General features: G+C 62.7%; 14 protein-coding genes and 1 other RNA gene. 10 read left to right on the forward strand and 5 right to left on the reverse strand.

Translation table 11 applies throughout. The features are described from left to right. Positions 1-18: 18 nt before the first annotated feature. On the forward strand, positions 19-285 hold the full coding sequence (locus tag AB3X96_RS16225) for a hypothetical protein (protein WP_176369263.1): 267 nt from the start codon (positions 19-21) through the stop codon (positions 283-285). Here AB3X96_RS16225 and AB3X96_RS16230 read toward each other — a convergent pair. The 5 genes from AB3X96_RS16230 to ompA all read right to left on the reverse strand — a co-directional run bounded on the left by AB3X96_RS16230 (position 282) and on the right by ompA (position 3,480). Continuing rightward, positions 282-566, reverse strand: a complete 285-nt coding sequence (locus AB3X96_RS16230) for a hypothetical protein (RefSeq protein ID WP_368590498.1) — start codon at positions 564-566, stop codon at positions 282-284. The genes AB3X96_RS16225 and AB3X96_RS16230 overlap by 4 nt on opposite strands. Before the next feature lie 121 nt (positions 567-687). After that, positions 688-1,057, reverse strand: a transfer-messenger RNA (tmRNA) gene (gene ssrA / locus AB3X96_RS16235). An 87-nt stretch (positions 1,058-1,144) separates the two neighbouring features. Then, on the reverse strand, positions 1,145-1,858 hold the full coding sequence (gph, locus tag AB3X96_RS16240; protein ID WP_184011034.1) for a phosphoglycolate phosphatase: 714 nt from the start codon (positions 1,856-1,858) through the stop codon (positions 1,145-1,147). Between the two features lie 41 nt (positions 1,859-1,899). Continuing rightward, positions 1,900-2,598 carry a bifunctional 2-polyprenyl-6-hydroxyphenol methylase/3-demethylubiquinol 3-O-methyltransferase UbiG gene (gene ubiG, locus AB3X96_RS16245; protein ID WP_176105375.1) on the reverse strand — a complete coding sequence of 233 codons (699 nt, stop codon included), beginning with the start codon at positions 2,596-2,598 and terminating at the stop codon, positions 1,900-1,902. 234 nt (positions 2,599-2,832) lie between these two features. Then, complete coding sequence (gene ompA, locus AB3X96_RS16250) at positions 2,833-3,480, reverse strand: outer membrane protein OmpA (RefSeq protein WP_026228725.1); 648 nt, start codon at positions 3,478-3,480, stop codon at positions 2,833-2,835. 476 nt (positions 3,481-3,956) lie between these two features. Here ompA and gyrA point away from each other — a divergent pair, with 476 nt between their 5' ends. From gyrA to rpsA, 9 genes are all read left to right on the forward strand, one after another. Beyond that, the gene (gyrA, locus tag AB3X96_RS16255; RefSeq protein WP_176105376.1) at positions 3,957-6,587 is read left to right on the forward strand and encodes a DNA gyrase subunit A; all 2,631 of its coding nucleotides are present in this window, start codon (positions 3,957-3,959) and stop codon (positions 6,585-6,587) included. A gap of 124 nt (positions 6,588-6,711) precedes the next feature. Continuing rightward, positions 6,712-7,317, forward strand: coding sequence for a DUF2059 domain-containing protein (locus tag AB3X96_RS16260; protein ID WP_176105377.1), 606 nt, complete (start codon positions 6,712-6,714; stop codon positions 7,315-7,317). 206 nt (positions 7,318-7,523) lie between these two features. Next, on the forward strand, positions 7,524-8,606 hold the full coding sequence (serC, locus tag AB3X96_RS16265; protein WP_368590499.1) for a 3-phosphoserine/phosphohydroxythreonine transaminase: 1,083 nt from the start codon (positions 7,524-7,526) through the stop codon (positions 8,604-8,606). A gap of 63 nt (positions 8,607-8,669) precedes the next feature. Further along, complete coding sequence (gene pheA, locus AB3X96_RS16270; protein WP_368590500.1) at positions 8,670-9,749, forward strand: prephenate dehydratase; 1,080 nt, start codon at positions 8,670-8,672, stop codon at positions 9,747-9,749. 82 nt (positions 9,750-9,831) lie between these two features. After that, positions 9,832-10,953 (forward strand): histidinol-phosphate transaminase, encoded by a 1,122-nt coding sequence (gene hisC / locus AB3X96_RS16275; RefSeq protein WP_368590501.1) that lies wholly within the window; start codon positions 9,832-9,834, stop codon positions 10,951-10,953. A 61-nt stretch (positions 10,954-11,014) separates the two neighbouring features. Further along, complete coding sequence (locus AB3X96_RS16280; protein WP_368590502.1) at positions 11,015-11,956, forward strand: prephenate dehydrogenase; 942 nt, start codon at positions 11,015-11,017, stop codon at positions 11,954-11,956. Positions 11,957-11,974: 18 nt separating this feature from the next. Continuing rightward, positions 11,975-13,279 (forward strand): 3-phosphoshikimate 1-carboxyvinyltransferase, encoded by a 1,305-nt coding sequence (gene aroA / locus AB3X96_RS16285; RefSeq protein ID WP_368590503.1) that lies wholly within the window; start codon positions 11,975-11,977, stop codon positions 13,277-13,279. Between the two features lie 47 nt (positions 13,280-13,326). Beyond that, positions 13,327-14,013, forward strand: a complete 687-nt coding sequence (gene cmk, locus AB3X96_RS16290; protein ID WP_176369269.1) for a (d)CMP kinase — start codon at positions 13,327-13,329, stop codon at positions 14,011-14,013. A gap of 162 nt (positions 14,014-14,175) precedes the next feature. Beyond that, positions 14,176-15,909, forward strand: a complete 1,734-nt coding sequence (gene rpsA / locus AB3X96_RS16295) for a 30S ribosomal protein S1 (RefSeq protein ID WP_008921410.1) — start codon at positions 14,176-14,178, stop codon at positions 15,907-15,909. The last annotated feature ends 19 nt before the right edge of the window (positions 15,910-15,928 follow it).

A 15,928-nucleotide genomic window follows, 5' to 3' on the forward strand; every position in this document is an offset into this window, starting at 1 on the left:
AAGCCGCGCCGAACCAACATGAAAGCTCTTTTCCACGCATGCGCCGCCGCTGCCGCGGCTGGTGTGCTCTGTGCCACCGTCTCCGTCGCTTACGCGCAAAACTCGCCTGGCGTGCCGGGGGGCATCCTGAACGATGAATTCCGCCTCAACGAGCATCCGCAGATGCCGTTCGCCGCGTCCGCGCCGTCGGACAAGTATCAGCACGGCAAACGATCGGCAGCGCGCAAGCGCGGTGACATGGGCGATCCGAGCGGCTGCAATCTGCAATGCCCGAAGGACGACTAAGGAACGGCGCGGGCTTCGCCCGAGCTTCGAGGTTTGACGCAACGCCGGCCCTTGGGCCGGCGTTGCGCTTTGTGGCGGGTGCAGTGGTGGCGCAGTTTGCGGATCGGCTGTGTCCTTGAAGCCGTCCCCTTTGCACCGCCGGCCTGCTTGTCGGCCGCGTAGTGGTGCAGCGGATGGCCCTTGTACGCCCATCGCTGCTTCCCGTCCGAGCTCGGGATTAGCGTCCAGTCGCCCGACGGCTTGTCGGTCGGTGCCGCCGTGGCCGCCGGCCAGTTGCTCATGCAGCCGGCGGTGCTACCGGGTCATGTTGTTGGTCGCGGACGCTACCGAAAATAAAAAACCCCGGCAGCGTGAAGCTACCGGGGTTTTTCGGAGCCGTTCATTGCGAACGTGCCTGGTGTTTGGTGGAGGCGGCGGGAATCGAACCCGCGTCCAGAAGTCCTCTACGACCAGTTCTACATGTTTAGTTCTGTCTTTTGATTTAACCGCAGCGACGCGGACGAACACGCTGCGCTACGGCGATTCACTAGATTTTCGACCCGGACGTCGTGACGCCGCCAAGGCTTAACTGACGTATATGACCTCTGTCGGTATTGCTACCGGTCTTGCGACACTAGCCCGTCAGTGAACTAGGCAGAGGACGGCGGCCCTTAGGCTGCCAGTGCGAACGTATCGTCGTTTGCAGTTACGTTTTTCCCATTGATTAACGAGGTGACGGGTCCTCGACATGCCCTAGCCGCTTCGCAACCCCTGTCGAAACCAGGTCGCCCCCGCGGTTCGTTGCTCACATATATGAGCCAAAGGAGATTTTACAATAGATCGACGGCACGCGTCGTGCGTGTTGGGTGGCCGGACTTGGTCAGCCAATGTCGCGCAGCAGGGTCTGCAACTCGGCCGTCGACTCCACCACGTGTTGCGCGTGCCACCGTGTCGGCGGAATGTCGTTGCCGCAATAGCCGTACGCGGCGGCGACGGTCTTCATGCCGGCAGCAAAACCGGCCTGCACGTCGCGCAGATCGTCGCCGATATAAACGACGCGCTCCGGCGCGATGTCCAGCTCACGCGCCGCGTGCAGCAGCGGCGCGGGGTGCGGCTTCGAATGTGGGGTCGTGTCGCCGCTCACCACGCAGCCGGCGCGCTCCTCGAGCCCGAGTTGCGCGACGAGCGGTTCGGTGAGCCGCGCGACCTTGTTCGTGACGATGCCCCAGCGCACGCCGCGCGCGTCGAGTTCGTCGAGCACTTCCGCGATGCCCGGAAAGAGCGTCGTCTCGATGCACAGGTCCGCTTCGTAGTTCGCGAGAAACTCCTCGCGCATCGATGCGAATTCGTGATGATCGGGCCCGATGCCGAACGCGCCGCAGATCAGTCCGCGCGCTCCGGCCGAGGCGAGCGGGCGCAGCTTCTCGAGCGGCACCATCTCGAGTCCCCGGTCGTGACGCATTTTATTGACGGCTGCCGCGAGGTCGGGCGCCGTGTCGGCAAGCGTACCGTCGAGGTCGAAAAGCACGGCGAGGCAAAAGCCGAGCGTGTCGTCGTTGTCTTCGCGTTGCGGCAGGGGAGTCGGGTCGCTCATTGTTCGTTTCGGATACGGCGGATCGGGGCGGTTCTGGCAGGTCAGGCGTCGCGGCGACAGGCGAGCATATAGTTGACGCTCGTGTCGGACGACAGCGCGAAATGCTTGCTGAGCGGGTTGTACACGATGCCCTTGATGTCGGCCGTGCGCAGATCGGCGGCGCGCACGAAGCCGGCGAGTTCCGACGGGCGGATGAAGCGCGCGTAGTCGTGCGTGCCCTTCGGCAGCATTCGTGCGATGTATTCGGCGCCGATCACCGCGAACAGATACGACTTCACATTGCGGTTCAGCGTGGAGAAAAACACCCACCCGCCCGGCTTCACGAGATTCTTGCAGGCCTCGACGATCGCGGCCGGCTGGGGAACGTGCTCGAGCATTTCCATGCAGGTGACCACGTCATAGGTGCCCGGTTCGCGCGCGGCCAGCGCCTCGGCCGCGATTTCTTCGTAATCGACAGTTACACCGCTTTCAAGACTGTGAAGATCGGCGACGCCGAGTGCCTGCGTCGACAGGTCGATGCCCTTAACATGCGCGCCCAAGCCTGCCATCGATTCCGACAGGATGCCACCGCCGCAACCGATATCGAGCACCTTTTTGCCGGCGAGATGCGCGTGCGCGTCGATCCAGCGCAGGCGAATCGGATTCAATTCGTGCAGTGGTTTGAATTCGGCGTTCGGGTCCCACCAACGATGCGCGAGGTCGCTGAATTTCTGTAGTTCGTGGGGATCGGCGTTGGTCATGGCGAAGGCTGCCTCGATGAAAGCGGTGAGCGGACGCTCGAGGATAAACTCTGAGTATATAGGGCAAGAGAAAGAGCGGCAAAAGCGCGCCAGCGAACGGCTGCCAATCCGAGCTGCGAGCTGCTAGTAGCGGAACGGGTGTTCCTCCGCCGCGCATCACGCCACGTCGCGGCCCCCGCACATAAAAAAAGCCCCGCCGAAGCGGGGCTTTCGATACTGCGGTAATTTTCCAGCTTACTGCTTCGGCGTACCGACAACTTCGACTTCCACGCGGCGGTCCGGTGCGAGGCAGGCGATGAGTTGCTTGCGGTTCTTCTGGTTGCAACCGGTGGTAACCGGGTTGCGGCGGCCCTTGCCTTCCGTGTAAATACGGTTGGCTTCGACGCCCTTGCTGACCAGGAAGGCCTTCACAGCTTGAGCACGACGCAGCGACAGACGGTCGTTGTAAGCGTCCGAACCGATGCGGTCGGTGTGGCCCGTAGCAACGACGACTTCGAGGTTGATGCCTTGGATCTTCGATGCCAGTTCGCTCAGACGTTCCTTGCCAGCCGGCTTCAGGATTGCCTTGTCGAAGTCGAACAGCGCATCAGCTTGATACGTAATCTTTTCGCTGGAGATAGCCGGAGCCGGAGCGACCGGTGCCGGCGGGGTCGGAGCCTGAGCAACCAGAGCGCCGTCGCACTTGGCGTTAGCCGTTGCGGGCGTCCAGAATGCATCGCGCCAGCAAAGCTCGTTCGTGCCGTTCATCCACACGTATTCGCCAGTACCATTCACCCAGTTGTCGTTGGTAGCTTGTCGCGACGCCGGCACCGACTGCGCCATGGCGGATGCAGCCATAACTGCGGTAGCTGCAATGAACGCGAGCTTTGAAAGTTTATTCATATTTCTCCTCTCGAAATTGAGATTACCGCAGGTTTACTGCGAGCCTGTTGACGGATGACCAGTCATACATTGCTCGAAGTATAACATTGGTGCGGAACAAAAACCGGCTGTATAGACTTCGAGCAGTGTCTGACTCTTTGTGCGTTGGCATTTTGCCATATCGTTCCCCTCCGACGAAAAAAAAATCTGCCCCCATTCAAATCCCCCTCCAAATGTGGTGCATGCGCAACAAATGTTTTCGTCTGAGCGGTCCGCCGGCTCTGGCTGAGCGGGGGATTGGCCCTACGCAGGAATCGAGCCTGGTGGGCCTGAAATTGTGGGATCGGCGAGGTGTTGGCGGGTGCCCCTCTAATATGTATACGTACCTGCGTCGGGCGCGGATGCGTGGCATGTTAGAATCGCGTGATGCGTTGCGCCTGCAATGCTTACGCGAAGTTGCGGCGAACCCCCGCCTTCGCACGTAAAAGATACGGATAATGGATCAATTCGCCAAAGAGACTCTGCCAATCTCCCTTGAGGAGGAAATGCGCCGTTCGTATCTCGATTACGCGATGAGCGTGATCGTAGGGCGAGCGCTTCCCGATGTCCGCGATGGCCTGAAGCCGGTGCACCGGCGCGTGCTGTACGCGATGCATGAGCTGAACAACGACTGGAACCGCGCCTACAAGAAGTCGGCGCGTATCGTCGGCGACGTCATCGGTAAATACCATCCGCACGGCGACACTGCTGTCTACGACACGATCGTACGGATGGCGCAGGACTTCTCGCTGCGCTACATGCTCGTCGACGGCCAGGGGAACTTCGGTTCGGTCGACGGCGACAACGCCGCGGCGATGCGTTACACCGAAATCCGCATGGCGAAGATCGGCCACGAACTGCTGGCCGACATCGACAAGGAAACGGTCGACTTCGTGCCGAACTACGACGGCAGCGAGAATGAACCGGCCATCCTGCCCGCGCGCATCCCTAATCTGCTGATCAATGGCTCGTCCGGCATCGCGGTCGGCATGGCGACCAACATCCCGCCGCACAACCTCAACGAAGTCGTCGACGCGTGTCAGCATCTGCTGAAAAACCCGGAAGCGACGATCGACGAGCTGATCGAGATCATCCCCGCACCCGACTTCCCGACCGCCGGCATCATCTACGGCGTGGCCGGCGTGCGCGACGGCTATCGCACCGGTCGCGGCCGCGTTGTGATGCGCGCGCTGACGCACTTCGAGGAAATCGACCGCGGCCAGCGCATGGCAATCATCGTCGACGAATTGCCGTATCAGGTGAACAAGCGCTCGCTGCTCGAGCGTATCGCCGAGCTCGTCAACGAGAAGAAGCTCGAAGGCATCTCCGACATCCGCGACGAATCCGACAAGAGCGGCATGCGTGTCGTGATCGAGCTCAAACGCGGCGAAGTGCCCGAGGTCGTGCTGAACAATCTGTACAAGGCGACCCAGCTCCAGGACACGTTCGGCATGAACATGGTCGCGCTCGTCGACGGCCAGCCGAAGCTCCTGAATCTGAAGGAAATGCTGACGTGCTTCCTGTCGCATCGCCGGGAAGTGCTGACGCGGCGCACCGTCTACGAGCTGCGCAAGGCGCGCGAACGTGGCCATGTGCTCGAGGGTCTGGCGGTTGCGCTCGCGAACATCGACGAATTCATCGCGCTCATCAAGGCCGCGCCGACGCCGCCTATCGCCAAGCAGGAACTGATGTCGCGCTCGTGGGATTCGTCGCTCGTGCGCGAAATGCTGTCGCGCGCCGAGACGGATAACGCGTCGGCGGGCGGTCGCGAAGCATATCGTCCGGAGGGGTTGAACCCGTCGTTCGGCATGCAGGCCGATGGCCTCTACCGTTTGTCCGATACCCAGGCGCAGGAAATCCTGCAGATGCGTCTGCAGCGCCTGACCGGTCTCGAGCAGGACAAGATCATTGGCGAATACCGCGATGTGATGGCGCAGATCGCTGACCTGCTGGACATTCTGGCTCGCCCGGAACGCATTTCGGCGATCATCGTCGACGAACTCTCGTCGATCAAGGCCGAATTCGGCGATGCGCGTCGCTCGAAGATCGAGTTGAACGCGACCGAACTGAACACCGAAGACCTGATCACGCCGCAGGAAATGGTCGTGACGATGTCGCACGCGGGCTACGTGAAATCGCAGCCGCTGTCCGAATATCGGGCCCAGAAGCGCGGCGGTCGTGGCAAGCAGGCCACTTCCATGAAGGAAGACGACTGGATCGACACGCTGTTCATCGCCAATACGCACGACCACATCCTGTGCTTCTCGAATCGCGGCCGGGTGTACTGGGTCAAGGTCTACGAGGTGCCGCAGGGCTCGCGCAATTCGCGCGGCCGGCCGATCGTCAATATGTTCCCGCTGCAGGAAGGCGAAAAGATCACGGTCGTGCTGCCGGTCAAGGAGTTCTCGGCCGACAAGTTCGTGTTCATGGCAACCGCATTAGGAACGGTAAAGAAGACGCCGCTCGAGGCATTCAGCCGGCCGCTGCGCAAGGGTATTATTGCGGTCGGTCTCGATGAGGGTGATTACCTGATCGGCGCCGCGATCACCGATGGCCAGCACGACGTGATGCTGTTCTCTGATTCGGGCAAGGCAGTGCGCTTTGACGAAAACGACGTGCGTCCGATGGGCCGCGAGGCGCGCGGCGTGCGCGGCATGCAACTCGAGGACGGCCAGAACGTGATCGCGTTGCTGGTGGCCGGCGACGAGCAACAGTCGGTGCTCACCGCAACCGAGAACGGCTTCGGTAAGCGCACCCCGATCACCGAGTACACGCGTCACGGCCGCGGCACGAAGGGCATGATCGCGATCCAGACGTCGGAGCGCAATGGCAGGGTCGTTGCCGCGACGCTCGTGGATTCGGAAGCGCAGATCATGCTGATTACCACGACGGGTGTGCTGATTCGCACGCGCGTGTCGGAAATTCGTGAAATGGGACGCGCAACGCAAGGTGTTACACTCATCAGCCTTGACGAAGGGACCAAGCTGTCCGGTCTGCAACAGGTAGCTGAGGCCGAGGGCGAGTCGGAAAGCGATTCCGACGGCTCCGCTGAAGGTGATAACGGCGGCGAGGGCGGCGGCGCGGCTTGATCCGTGCCAGCGGCTTTCAGTCTCAGTTAATACGTTGAAGCTACGCTGCGGGTCAACGCGTATCAGGCCGGTACGCTTTCCCGTGCGGCGTGCGGTTCAAGTTAATTTCTCTTAGGGAGTAATGATGCAAAAACGATTCAAACAACTGATGTTGCTGGCTGCCATCGTGCCGACCTTCGCCATGGCTCAAGCGCTGCAGAACCAGGCGCCCGCAGCTCCGGCTGCCGCAGCAGCACCGGTTGATCCGGCCAAGCAAGCTGCCATCAAGGACCTGCTCGACGCCATCGACGCGCAGAAGCTGGTTGGCGCAATCGGCAATAGCGCGCAGATGCAGGCCAAGCAGCTCGTGCCGGCAATCCTGTCGGACGCGCTGACCGAGAACAAGACGATGACGGACAAGCAGAAGCAGGCCGCCGTGCCGACGCTGCAGAAGAACGCGGTGCCGAAGCTGGTGGACGCGGCAGGCCAGGTCTTCGCAACCGACGGCTTCCGTCAGGACGCGATGCAAGCTCAGTACGATGCGTACGCAAAGTACTACAGCGTGTCGGAAATCAAGGACCTGACCACGTTCTACAAGAGCCCGACCGGACGCAAGTTCATCCAGGTGCAAGACCAGGTTGGCCGCGACGTCGTGAACGGTCTGATGCAGAAGTACATGCCGGAATCGATCAAGGCAACGCGTGACCAGGCCGACAAGGAAGTTGCATCGGTCAAGCCGGCTGCCAAGTAAATTCCGCTCGCAGGCCGCGCTAACCAGCCGGCCTGTCGCCGCGCCCCTTGGGCCACCCGGCGTGGCGGGTTGGCGGCGACAATGCGATAATGGCCGTTTGCGCACTGGCGCAGACGGCCATTTTCTTTTTCGGCGAGCCATTTCGCAGTTCTTTTCGCCGATTCCCGCGCGACTTCGTTATTTCACGCCCGCTTCCAGGACCTCACATGCGCGTTTTTAATTTCTCCGCCGGCCCGGCGGCCATGCCCGTAGAAGTGCTGCGCCAGGCAGCCGACGAGATGCTGAACTGGCAAGGTAGTGGTATGAGCGTGATGGAAATGAGCCATCGCGGCAAGGAATTCATGTCGATCCACGAAGCAGCGCTGACCGATCTGCGCGAGTTGCTGCAGGTGCCGGCAAGTCACCGCATCCTTTTCCTGCAGGGCGGCGGGCTCGGCGAGAACGCGATCGTGCCGATGAACCTGCTCGGCTCGAAACCGCGGGCGGATTTCGTCGTCACCGGCTCGTGGTCGCAGAAATCGTTCAAGGAAGCGGAAAAATACGGCAGCGTGCATCTTGCCGCGACCGGCAAGACGGCCGAGGGCTACACGCGCGCGCCGGCGCGTGCGGAATGGCAACTATCGGACGATCCGGCTTACGTGCATTTGTGCACGAACGAGACCATTCACGGCGTCGAAACCTTCGAGATTCCCGACCTCGGCGATATTCCACTCGTGGCGGACGCGTCGTCGCATATCCTTTCGCGCCCGATGGACATCGCCAAATACGGCGTGCTGTTCGGCGGCGCGCAGAAGAATATCGGCATGGCGGGCGTGACGGTCGTGATCGTGCGTGAGGACATGCTCGATCGCGCAATGCCGATTTGCCCATCGGCGTTCGAATGGAAGACCGTCGCCGAGAACAACTCGATGTACAACACGCCGCCCACCTATGCGATCTATATTGCCGGGCTCGTGTTCAAGTGGTTGAAGAACCAGGGCGGCCTCGAGGCGATGGAGGCGCGCAACCTCGAAAAATCGAAGCTGCTGTACGACACGATCGACTCGAGCAGCTTCTATCTGAACAAGGTCGAACGTGGCTCGCGCTCGCGGATGAACGTACCGTTCTTCCTCGCCGACGAGTCGCGCAACGAAGATTTCCTGTCCGGCGCGAAAGCGCGGGGATTGGTGCAGCTAAAGGGCCACAAGTCCGTCGGCGGCATGCGGGCGTCGATTTATAACGCCGTCCCGCTCGAAGGCGTCAAAGCGCTTGTCGAATACATGAAGGAATTCGAACAGCGCAGCGCCTGAGTCACACTGACCGGCAGGCGTGCGCATCTTTTCCAGCAGTTACCCGGCAGAGCCGCTTTACGCATGGACGACGAACTCAATACACGACTCAAACCTCTGCGCGATCGCATCGACGCGCTCGACGCGCAGCTGATCGCGCTCCTGAACCAGCGCGCGTCGGTCGCGCTCGAAGTGGGCGAGATCAAGAAGCATTTCAACGCGCCGGTGTTCCGGCCCGAGCGCGAGATGCAGGTGATCGCGCGCCTGCAGGAAATGAGCGCGGGGCCGCTCGCGGACGAACACATCAGCGCGATCTGGCGCGAGATCATGGCCGCGAGCCGCGCGCTAGAAAAGAGCATCAAGGCCGCGTATCTTGGGCCGGTCGGCACCTATAGCGAACAGGCGATGCACGAGTACTTCGGTCAGTCGATCGAAGGGCTGCCGTGCCCCTCGATCGATGAAGTATTCCGCTCGGTCGAGGCGGGCGCCGCCGACTACGGCGTCGTGCCGGTCGAGAACTCGACCGAAGGCGCGGTGTCGCGCACGCTGGATCTGCTGCTGCAAACCCAGCTCACCATCGGCGGCGAACTCGCATTGCCGATCCATCACAACCTGCTCACGCAAAACGGGCTCGCTGGCGTCACGCGCGTATGCGCGCATGCGCAGGCGCTCGCGCAGTGCCAGCGCTGGCTGTCCACCAATGCGCCGCATCTCGAGCGCCAGGCGGTGTCGAGTAATGCGGAAGCTGCACGGATGGCGGCCGAAGATCCGGCTGTCGCGGCCATCGCCGGCGATCGCGCCGCGATCCACTACGGCCTGCAGGTCACCAACGCGCTGATCCAGGATGATCCGCACAACCGCACGCGCTTCGTAATGATTGGCAAGGAGCCGACCGGTCCGAGCGGCTACGACCAGACCTCGCTGATCGTGTCGGTCGCGAACGAACCGGGCGCGATGGTCAAGCTGCTCGAGCCGCTCGCGCGCCACGGCGTGTCGATGACGCGTTTCGAATCGCGTCCGGCGCGCGTCGGTACGTGGGAGTACTACTTCTATATCGATGTCGAAGGCCATCGCGACGATCCGGCTGTGGCTGCCGCGCTCGCCGGTCTCGGCGAGAAGGCCGCGTTCCTGAAAATACTCGGCTCATATCCGCGCGCCCGCTAAGGGCTGGCAGCGCAGTCCGGGCGGCGCCGCGTGCGCTGCCCGAACGCAGGTTTCACTTATCCATCGTCGTTCGGAGATTTTCATGACAGCGTCTTTCGGCCCTTCCTATGTGCGCGCGATCGCGCCGTACATCGCCGGCAAGCCGATTTCGGAAGTGGCCCGCGAGTTCGGTCTCGACGAGGCGAGCATCGTGAAGCTCGCATCGAACGAGAATCCGCTCGGCATGCCGGAATCCGCGCAGCACGCGATGGCGCAGGCGATCGCCGATCTCGGCCGTTATCCGGACTCGAACGGTTTCGCGCTGAAGGCGGCGCTCGCCGCGCGCTACGGCGTGCCGGCTGAGTGGATCACCCTCGGCAACGGCAGCAACGACATCCTCGAACTCGCCGCGCACGCGTTCGTCGAGAAGGGCCAGGCGGTCGTGTTCTCGCAGTATTCGTTCGCGGTCTATGCGCTCGCGACGCAAGGCGTCGGCGCGCGCGCCATCGTCGTGCCGGCGGTGCGCTATGGTCACGACCTCGACGCGATGCTCGCCGCAATCGACAACGACACGCGTCTCGTGTTCGTCGCGAATCCGAACAATCCGACCGGCACGTTCGTCGACGGCCCGACGCTCGAGGCGTTTCTCGACAAGGTGCCGCGCCACGTGGCCGTCGTGCTCGACGAGGCGTACACCGAGTATCTGTCGGCGGACAAGCGCTACGACTCCATTGACTGGGTGCGCCGCTATCCGAACCTGTTGGTTTCGCGTACGTTCTCGAAGGCGTTCGGGCTTGCGGGCTTGCGCATCGGTTTCGCGATCGCGCAGCCCGGGTTGACCGATTTGCTGAATCGACTGCGTCAACCGTTTAACGTAAACACGCTCGCGCAAGCCGCGGCGATCGCGGCACTGAACGACAGCGCGTTTCTGCAGAAAAGCGCGGCGCTGAACGCGCAGGGCTATACGCTTCTGACAGAGGCGTTCGACAAGCTTGGCCTCGAATACGTGCCGTCCGAAGGCAACTTCGTGCTCGTGCGCGTTGGCAGCGACGACAAAGCCGGCGCCCGGGTGAACCTCGCGCTGCTGAAGCAGGCCGTGATCGTGCGACCGGTCGACAGCTACGGCTTGCCGCAGTGGCTGCGCATCACGATCGGCTTGCCGGAGGAAAACGAAGCGTTCCTCGCGGCGCTCGAGAAGACGCTTGCCGAGCCTGACGCAGCGTAAGGCTTGATCCTTGACCCCGCGCGTCGACCGCCAGGAGTGGCGCGCTTAATGTCCGTATTGTGTGAGCGACGTGGCCGCGTTTTCTTTTAACAAGCTGGTAATTTTCGGTGTCGGCCTGATCGGCGGATCGCTCGCGCGCGCGTTGCGTGAACGCGGCGAGGTTGGCGGGGCACGCACGGTGGTTGGGGTCGGACGGACCTCCGCGTCGAGCGAACGGGCGTTGGCGCTTGGTGTGATCGACGGCGCCGCGGCGCTCACCGACGACGCCGCGCTGCGCGACGCGCTCGCGGGCGCGGACTTCGTGCTGCTCGCGGCGCCGGTCGCGCAGACCCAGCCGCTGCTCGAGCGCATCGCGCCCCATCTCGACGCCAACACGATCGTCACCGATGCGGGCAGCACCAAATCCGACGTGGTCGCCGCCGCCCGCACGGCGCTCGGCGCCCGGATCGGCCAGTTCGTGCCGGGCCATCCGATCGCCGGTCGCGAGTCGAGCGGGGTCGATGCCGCGTTGCCCGATCTGTACGTGAACCGCAACGTCGTGCTGTGCCCGCTGCCGGAGAATACGCCGGACGCGGTCGAGCGCGTCGCCGCGATGTGGCGCGCCACCGGCGCATTGGTGCGGGACATGACGCCGCAGCAGCACGACCGCGTGTTCGCGTCGGTCAGTCATCTGCCGCACGTGCTGTCGTTCGCGCTCGTCGAGCAGATCCTCAATTCGCCCGACGCTGCGTTGAAGTTCTCGTTCGCGGCGGGCGGTTTTCGCGACTTCACGCGCATCGCCGCGTCGAGTCCGGAGATGTGGCGCGACGTCTGTGTCGCCAATCGCGTGGCGCTGCTCGACGAACTCGACGCGTACACCGCGGTACTCGCGCGCCTGCGCACGGCGATCGAAGCCGCTGACGGCGCCGCGCTCGAAGCAGTGTTCGCGCGCTCGCGCGTCGCACGCAGTCAGTGGCAGGAGCAGCGCGCGGCTGGCGTGGCCAGCGGCGACGCGTCGAAATAACCGGAAACTGGACACATCATGGAATTCCTCGATCTCGGACCTTTTTCCCGTGCGTCCGGCACGGTTCGTCTGCCCGGCTCGAAGAGCATCTCGAACCGCGTGCTGCTGCTCGCCGCGCTCGCCGAAGGCGAGACGACGATCACGAACCTGCTCGACTCCGACGACACCCGCGTGATGCTCGACGCGCTCGAGAAGCTCGGCGTACGTTTGAAGCGCGACGGCGACACCTGCGTCGTGACCGGCACGCGCGGCGCGTTCACCGCGCGCACGGCCGACCTGTTCCTCGGCAATGCGGGCACGGCGGTGCGCCCGCTGACCGCGGCGCTCGCCGTGAACGGAGGCGACTACCGGATTCACGGCGTGCCGCGCATGCATGAACGGCCGATCGGCGATCTCGTCGACGGCCTGCGCCAGATCGGCGCGAAGATCGACTACGAGCAGAACGAAGGCTATCCGCCGCTGCGCATCCGTCCCGCCCAGATAACAGCCGACGCCCCGATCCGCGTACGCGGCGACGTTTCGAGCCAGTTCCTGACCTCGCTGCTGATGACGCTGCCGCTGTTGCGCACCGCGAGCGGCGTCACCACTGTGCAGGTCGACGGCGAGCTGATCTCGAAGCCGTACATCGAGATCACGATCAAGCTGATGGCGCGCTTCGGCATTGAGGTCGAGCGCCACGGCTGGCACCAGTTCGTGGTGCCGGCCGGGAAGCGGTATCAGTCGCCGGGCACGATCATGGTGGAAGGGGATGCGTCGTCGGCGTCGTATTTCCTCGCCGCGGGCGCACTCGGCGGCGGGCCCCTCAGAGTGGAAGGCGTGGGCCGCGCGAGCATCCAGGGCGACGTCGGATTTGCCGATGCGCTGATCAAGATGGGCGCGAACTTGCAGATGGGCGACGACTGGATTGAAGTGCGTGGCGTCGGCAACGACCACGGCAAGCTCGATCCGATCGACATGGACTTCAACCTGATCCCCGATGCCGCGATGACGATCGCGGTCGCCGCGCTGTTCGCGGACGGCACGAGCACGCTGCGCAACATCGCGAGCTGGCGCGTGAAGGAAACCGACCGCATCGCCGCAATGGCGACCGAGCTGCGCAAAGTCGGTGCGAAGGTGCGGGAGGGCGAAGATTTCCTCGTCGTCACGCCGCCCGAAAAGCTGATCCCGAATGCCGCGATCGACACTTACGACGACCACCGCATGGCGATGTGCTTCTCGCTCGTGAGCTTGGGCGGTGTGCCGATCCGCATCAACGACCCGAGGTGCGTCGGCAAGACGTTCCCCGATTATTTCGAGCGCTTTACGGCGCTCGCGCAATCCTGATGCAACCCAGATTCGCGTGCGAATCGCACGATGTGCGACATTTTTAGATGAAACCGACTCGTCCCTTTCACCAGACGCCCGTCATTACGATCGACGGCCCTAGTGCCTCCGGCAAAGGCACTGTGGCCGCGATGGTGGCCGCCAACCTCGGCTTTCACCTGCTCGACAGCGGCGCGCTGTATCGGCTCGCGGCGCTCGCGAGCCTGCGCTATGGCATTGCGGCGGACGACGTCGACGCACTTGTCAAACTGATCGATGACCTCCATATCACGTTTCGCGAGGGGCTCGCGCAGCTTGACGGGGTCGATGTATCGACTGAAATCCGCGCCGAGGAAGTGGGCAGCCGCGCTTCGGCGATCGCCGTGCACGCGCCGGTGCGAACCGCGCTGGTGGCGCGCCAGCGCGCGTTTCGCAAGGAACCGGGACTGGTCGCCGACGGCCGCGACATGGGCACCGTGATCTTCCAGGACGCCGCGCTGAAGGTGTTCATGACCGCGAGCGTCGAAGCCCGCGCGATGCGCCGGCATAAGCAATTGATCCAAAAAGGATTTTCTGCTAATATAGATGACTTGCTCCGGGATTTGCGTGAGCGTGACGAGCGTGACAGTCAGCGCGCGGCCGCGCCGCTCAAGCCCGCGGCGGATGCAAAGCTGCTTGATACCTCCGCATTGTCGGTCGACCAGGCGGTCGAGCAGGTGGTGCAATGGTATGAAGCGCTGGTCCCGCATGCGTGACTGAAAACGGTCGCGCAGAAGTGGCGAGCAGCGGCAGTCCCGTTGTTGGTAGGTGCTTCGCAATGGTCGCGAAGCGTTGTTTTTAACCCTTTAACCCCGCGTGGCGTTCGCGTATTTGCCACAGTTGCTGACCGGTCCGGTGAGCCTGGCGTTGCGAAGACCATGCAAACTCTGATTTTTATGTCCGACCTGCAAACCTCTACCCCGAATACCGAATCTTTTGCGGCTCTGTTCGAAGAGTCGCTGACCAAGCAGGACATGCGCGCCGGCGAAGTAATCTCCGCCGAAGTCGTGCGTGTCGACCACAACTTCGTGGTCGTGAACGCTGGTCTGAAGTCCGAAGCCTACATCCCGCTCGAAGAGTTCCTGAACGACGCGGGCGAGGTAGAAGTGCAGGCGGGCGACTTCGTTTCCGTCGCGATCGACGCGCTGGAAAACGGCTATGGCGACACCATCCTGTCGCGTGACAAGGCGAAGCGTCTGGCTTCGTGGCTGTCGCTGGAAAAGGCGCTGGACAACAATGAACTCGTGACCGGCACGATCACGGGCAAGGTCAAGGGCGGTATGACCGTGATGGTCAACGGCATCCGCGCATTCCTGCCGGGTTCGCTGGTTGATACGCGTCCGGTTAAGGACACGACCCCGTACGAAGGCAAGACCCTCGAATTCCGCGTCATCAAGCTCGACCGCAAGCGTAACAACGTCGTGCTGTCGCGCCGCGCTGTCATCGAGGCAACGCAAGGCGAGGAGCGCGCGAAGCTGCTCGAAACGCTGAAGGAAGGCGCGATCGTCGAAGGCGTGGTCAAGAACATCACCGACTACGGCGCGTTCGTGGACCTCGGCGGCATCGACGGCCTGCTGCACATTACCGACATCGCATGGCGTCGCGTGCGTCACCCGAGCGAAGTTCTGTCGGTTGGCCAGGAAGTCACCGCGAAGATCCTCAAGTTCGACCAGGAAAAGAACCGCGTTTCGCTCGGTATCAAGCAACTGGGCGACGATCCGTGGGAAGGCATCTCGCGCCGTTACCCGTCGGGCACGCGTCTGTTCGGTAAGGTCACGAACATCACCGACTACGGCGCATTCGTCGAAGTGGAATCGGGCATCGAAGGCCTCGTCCACGTGTCGGAAATGGACTGGACCAACAAGAACGTTGCTCCGTCGAAGGTTGTCCAGTTGGGCGACGAAGTCGAAGTGATGGTTCTCGAAATCGACGAAGACCGCCGTCGTATCAGCCTCGGCATGAAGCAGTGCAAGCCGAACCCGTGGGACGACTTCAGCCGCAACTTCAAGAAGGGCGACAAGATCAGCGGCGCCATCAAGTCGATCACCGACTTTGGCGTGTTCATCGGTCTGCCGGGCGGCATCGACGGTCTGGTTCACCTGTCGGATCTGTCGTGGAGCGAAACCGGCGAGGAAGCCGTTCGCAAGTACAAGAAGGGCGACGAAGTGGAAGCGATCGTTCTCGGCATCGACGTCGAGAAGGAACGTATTTCGCTGGGTATCAAGCAGCTCGAAGGTGACCCGTTCAGCAACTATGTTGCAATGAACGACAAGGGTTCGGTCGTCGACGGTACCGTCAAGTCGGTCGACGCGAAGGGTGCCGTGGTCCAGCTGTCGGGCGAAGTCGAAGGCTACCTGCGTGCTTCGGAAATCGCCCAAGACCGCGTGGAAGACGCTCGCAACGTGCTGAAGGAAGGCGACAAGGTCAACGCGATGATCATCAACATCGATCGCAAGTCGCGCGGCATCAACCTGTCGATCAAGGCGAAGGACTCGGCTGAGCAGCAGGAAGCCATCCGCGGTCTCGCTGCTTCGGATTCGAGCGCAGCCGCTACCGGCACGACGAACCTCGGCGCGCTGCTGAAGGCCAAGCTCGACGGCCAGAACCAGTAAGCCTGAGAGGTCTGCTGCA

The sequence above is a fragment of the Paraburkholderia sp. BR13439 genome, from assembly GCF_040948805.1.
Classification (GTDB): domain Bacteria; phylum Pseudomonadota; class Gammaproteobacteria; order Burkholderiales; family Burkholderiaceae; genus Paraburkholderia; species Paraburkholderia youngii.